The following is a 4,510-nucleotide window of genomic DNA, read 5'->3' on the forward strand; positions in this document are numbered from 1 at the left end:
AGGCGCCGGCCCACCACTTCGCCGTACTCCTTGTCGAGCAGGCCCGACCACAGCAGATGGCCCGCGTCCGAGGCCAGCGCGTCCACCTGGTGGCCGCCGCCGTCCAGCGCCAGGGCCGGGAAGGACCGCTCCCGCATCCAGAAGTCCCGCTGGAAGCGGTCGCGCAGGTCGGCGGCGGCCTGTTCCAGCAGCGCCGCGTACACCTCGTCCGACCACACCGTGCGCGCCAGCCACGCCGTGCGGCGCAGCGCGTCGTAGGCGTACCCCTGGGCGCCGGCCGCCGTCACCGGGCCCAGGGCGCGGCTGCCGTCGGCCGAGCAGATGGCGCCGGGGGAGTCCTTCCAGTTCTGGTTGGCGAGGCCGCCCTCGTCGGCGCGGTAGACGAGGTAGCCGCGCGAGGTCAGCCCGCCGTGGTCCAGCATCCAGCCGATCGCCGCACGGGCGTGCGGCTGAAGCCTGCGCGCGATCGCGGTGTCGCCGGTCCGCTCGGTGTAGGCGCCGAGCAGGACGAGGAAGAGCGGGGTGGCGTCCACGGAGCCGTAGTAGCGCCGGAAGGGGACCTGCCCGAAGTGGGCCAGCTCGCCGTGGCGCACCTCGTGCACGATCTTGCCGGGCTGGGCGACCGGTCCGGCGGCGGTCCCGGTCGCCTGGGTCGCGGCGAGGGCGAGCAGTGTGCCGGCGGCCGGGCCGGGCCGGTAGGGGAGCGTGAACAGCGAGGTGAGCAGCGCGTCCCGGCCCAGCAGGGTCAGGAACCAGGGGGCGCCGGCCGCCGGGACGCGCAGCTCCTCGCCGTCCGGTCCGGTCGCCGGGACCTGGAGCGCCGCCAGGTCCGCGAGGCCCCGCGCGCAGGCCGCCGCCAGTTCCGGCCAGCCGGTGGGGAAGGCCACGCCCTCGACGAACCGGCCCTCCAGGGCGTGGAGCCGCTCGTTCACCGCGGCCGGGGAGCGCGGTACGCGCACCGCGCGCCGGTCCCCGTGCGGGCGGGCCACCACGCGCAGGGTGAGCTCGGCCGTGGCGTGCGGCTCCAGGTCGAGGGTCCAGACCAGACGGCGGGCGCCGGTGCCGGTCTCCTCGACGCCGTCCGGGGCGGGCTCGGCCGTCACGGTCGTGCAGGAGGACCATTCGCCGCGCCGGTAGCGGAACTCCACGCCGTCATTCATCACTTGGCGGGAGCGCACGACGCCGCTCTTGAAGTACGTGCGGTGGTCGGAGCGCAGCTCGAACTGGTCGGCGAAGTCGGCGTCCACGGTGAGGGCGAGCCGCACGGTGGACGGCACCGGCCGGTTGCCGGTCACCCGCAGGCACTCCACGAACGCGCTGTCGCTGACGGCCTGTTCGCGAAAGAGCGTGTACGCGGGCGGCTCGGTGCGCCCGCCGCGCGGGACCAGCACGCAGCGGGCGGCGTCGCCGTCCGCCACGGGGGCCAGCGTCTCGGGCACCGCCCCGTCGACGGTGAGCTGCCAGCGGCTCAGATGCCGGGCGTCGCGCACGAACAGCCCGTCGGGCGAGCCGTTCCCGCGTACGCCGGTGATGTCGCCGCCGTCTCCCACGGCCGCGAACGTCGTGCTGTGCACGAGCAGATGATGCCGGTCCGTCATGCCCGGTTCCCTCCCTTGAAACCGCCGGTGCCGCTCATGTCCATGGCGCTCTCGGCGCCCTTCGGGTCGTGCAGCAGGTCGAGGGTGAGCGCGGCGGTCCAGCCGAAGCCGAGCGCACCGCACGCCTCGCCGGTGTACGGGTCGACGTACTCGGCGAAGCCGCTGGACCCGGCGATGCGCAGGAAGGACTCCCTGAGCGCGTCGGCCCGCTCCGGCTCGCCGTGCACCCGCAGCCCGCGCTCCACCAGCCAGGCGGTGTTGAACCAGGCCGGTCCGCGCCAGTAGCGGTGCGGGTCGAAGGACTCGCCGAGCAGGTCGTAGCTCGGCACGAGACGTGTGGTGTCCCCGAGCCCGAAGTGCGGCCCGCGCAGGGTGCGTACGAGCGCGGCGGCGACCTCGCGGGGCAGGTCCGGCAGCAGCAGCGGAACCAGCCCGGAGACACCGCGTTCGGGGATCCGCCCGCCGGTGCGGACGTCCCGGCACAGGAACAGTCCGGCCGCCGGGTCCCACAGCCGCTCGACGAGCGACGCCGTCAGGCGGTGGGCGCGCGCGTGGCGGGCGGTGCCGGTCGCGCCCAGTTCGCGGGCGATACGGGCGAGGGCGTGCTCGGAGGCGATGAGCAGGGCGTTGAAGGCGGGGTCCTCCACCGCGAAGCCGGCCTCGCCGTCGGCGTACTTACGATTGGCGTATCCGCCGTCGCCGTATCCGCCGTCGCCGTATCCGCCGTCGCCGTATCCGCCGTCACCGTGTCCGCGGTCGGCGTATCCGCGGTCGCGGTAGTCGGCCGCCAGGCGAACGTAGCGCCCGTAGTCCAGGTCGGTCGGCCGGTCCTCGGGGGCGCCGTGGCCGAGGTCGGCGCGGCGGAAGGAGCGGGCGGGGGCCGGGCGCACCCGGGTCAGCGGGGCGTCCCAGCACGGGCTGTTGTCCATGCCCTGCTCCCAGGGGTGGACCACGGACGCCAGCCCGCCGCCGCCCAGGTCACGACGGTGCAGCAGATAGCGGTGCCAGGCGGCGAGCCCGGGGTAGAGACGGGAGAGGAAGCCGCGCTCCCGGGACAGCTCCGGGTCGGCGCGGTGCACCAGCCAGGCCGCCAGCGCGTGCACCGGCGGCTGCACGATTCCCGAGGTCTGCACGGTGCGCGGGGCGCCCGCGGAGCGTCCCGCGGTGGACGAGCGCCAGAAGTCGGGGCTCGGGAAGTAGGCGTCGAGGGGGACGGAGGGGCTGAACACGATGTGCGGGATCCGCCCGTCGGCCCACTGGGCGGCCAGCAGCGTCTCCAGTTCCGTCTGGGCCCGTAACGGCGAGACGTGCCTGAGCCCGATGGCGATGAACGCCGAGTCCCAGGACCACTGGTGGGGATACAGCCCGCGCGAGGGCACCGTCGAGCCGCCGGTCCAGTTCTCCTCCAGCACCCGGACGGCCCGCGTGTGCAGGGGATCGTATGCGAAGGGCACTGTCGTGCGGTCGGCGGTGAGTTGGGCGGTGCGCTGCACTCGGGGCTCCCCGGAAGACGTCCGGCCCGACCGGTTCGGTCGCGGCCATCGTAGAGTTACGTCTATTTAACACGCAAAACCCAATATGTAATGCAGGATTGAGGAACACAAGGGGGTGCGCATGACCGGACGGCCCGGCAGAGCGGGGGCTACGGGACGAGCGGGGCGGGGTGGCAGTCAGGCCAGCTCCGGGGATCTGCTCGAACTGGTGCGCAGCGGACGCGCCACGACACGCGGCGCCCTCCAGCAGGCCACCGGGCTGTCCCGGGCGACGGTCGGCCAGCGCCTGGAGAGGCTGTTCCGCGCGGGCTGGCTGCGCGAGGGCGCGGGCGGTCCGGTGGACTCCCCGCTCGGCGGACGCCCCTCCATCACGCTGGAGTTCGACGACGCCCACGCCGTCGTGCTGGCCGCGGACCTCGACACCCGGCACGCCCGCGCCGCCGTCCTGACGCTCACCGGCGAACTCCTCGCCGAGCACTGCGGGATCCTGGTCGTCGAGGACGGCCCGGACGCCGTGCTCGGTGAACTCGGCCGCTGGTTCGGCGAGTTGCTGCTCAAGACCGGGCGCGACGCACGTGAGGTGTGCGGCGTCGGGCTGGCCGTGCCCGGTCCGGTCGACAGCGACAGCGGACGGGTGGTGCAGCCGCCGATCATGCCGGGCTGGGACGGCTACGACATACGCGGGCGCCTGGCCCGTTCCCTCAGGGAGCACGCGGGTGCGCCGGCCGTTCCCGTCCTCGTGGACAACGACGCCAACCTCATGGCCTACGGCGAGCAGCGCACCGGGTATCCCGACTGCTCGGCCTTCGCGCTGGTCAAGGTCTCCACCGGCATCGGCGCCGGGGTCGTCGTCGACGGCTCGATCTACCGGGGCGTCGACGGCGGCGCGGGCGACATCGGGCACATCCGCGTCGGCGCGGACGCGCTGTGCCGGTGCGGGTCCCAGGGGTGCCTCGCGGCGGTCGCCAGCGGTGGCGCGGTGGCACGCCGGCTGGCGGAGGCGGGGGTGCCGGCGGCCTCGGGCTCGGACGTACGGCGGCTGCTGGCCGCCGGGCATCCGGAGGCGACCGCGCTCGCCCGGGAGGCCGGGCGGCGGGTGGGGGATGTGCTGGCGACCGTGGTGACACTGCTGAACCCGGGCGTGCTGATGGTCGCCGGTGATCTGGCCGGGACGCCGTTTCTGACCGGGCTGCGGGAGCTGCTGTATCAGCGGGCGCTGCCCCGCTCCACGGCTCACCTCGACGTGGTGACCTCGCGGCTCGGGGAGCGGGCGGGGCTGGTGGGGGCGGGGGCGCTGGTCGTGGAGTACCTGTACTCGCCGGAGCGGGTGGAGGAGCGGCTGGCCGCGCTGGGGGTGTGAGCGGCGGCTCCCGGATGCGGTGCGTTGTCCCCCGCTTCGGTCGTTGTGGGTCGGTGCGG

General features: G+C 74.7%; 3 protein-coding genes. 1 reads left to right on the top strand and 2 read right to left on the bottom strand.

Annotated elements, in window-relative coordinates:
- Both IE249_RS00490 and IE249_RS00495 read right to left on the bottom strand, forming a co-directional pair.
- The coding region (locus IE249_RS00490) for an amylo-alpha-1,6-glucosidase (RefSeq protein WP_229857131.1) at positions 1–1,598 on the bottom strand (1,598 nt) is incomplete at its 3' end.
- The gene (locus IE249_RS00495) at positions 1,595–3,091 is read right to left on the bottom strand and encodes an MGH1-like glycoside hydrolase domain-containing protein (protein ID WP_373304315.1); all 1,497 of its coding nucleotides are present in this window, start codon (positions 3,089–3,091) and stop codon (positions 1,595–1,597) included. The genes IE249_RS00490 and IE249_RS00495, both read right to left, overlap by 4 nt.
- 121 nt (positions 3,092–3,212) lie before the next feature.
- Between IE249_RS00495 and IE249_RS00500 the strand changes: the two genes are divergently transcribed.
- Positions 3,213–4,451, top strand: coding sequence for an ROK family protein (locus tag IE249_RS00500; protein WP_189702764.1), 1,239 nt, complete (start codon positions 3,213–3,215; stop codon positions 4,449–4,451).
- The last annotated feature ends 59 nt before the right edge of the window (positions 4,452–4,510 follow it).

This window comes from Streptomyces anandii JCM 4720, from assembly GCF_014650655.1.
GTDB lineage: Bacteria > Actinomycetota > Actinomycetes > Streptomycetales > Streptomycetaceae > Streptomyces > Streptomyces anandii.

Coding starts and splice junctions, on each gene's coding strand:
- IE249_RS00500 (WP_189702764.1), top strand. CDS start 3,213: ATGACCGGACGGCCCGGCAGAGCGGGGGCTACGGGACGAGCGGGGCGG.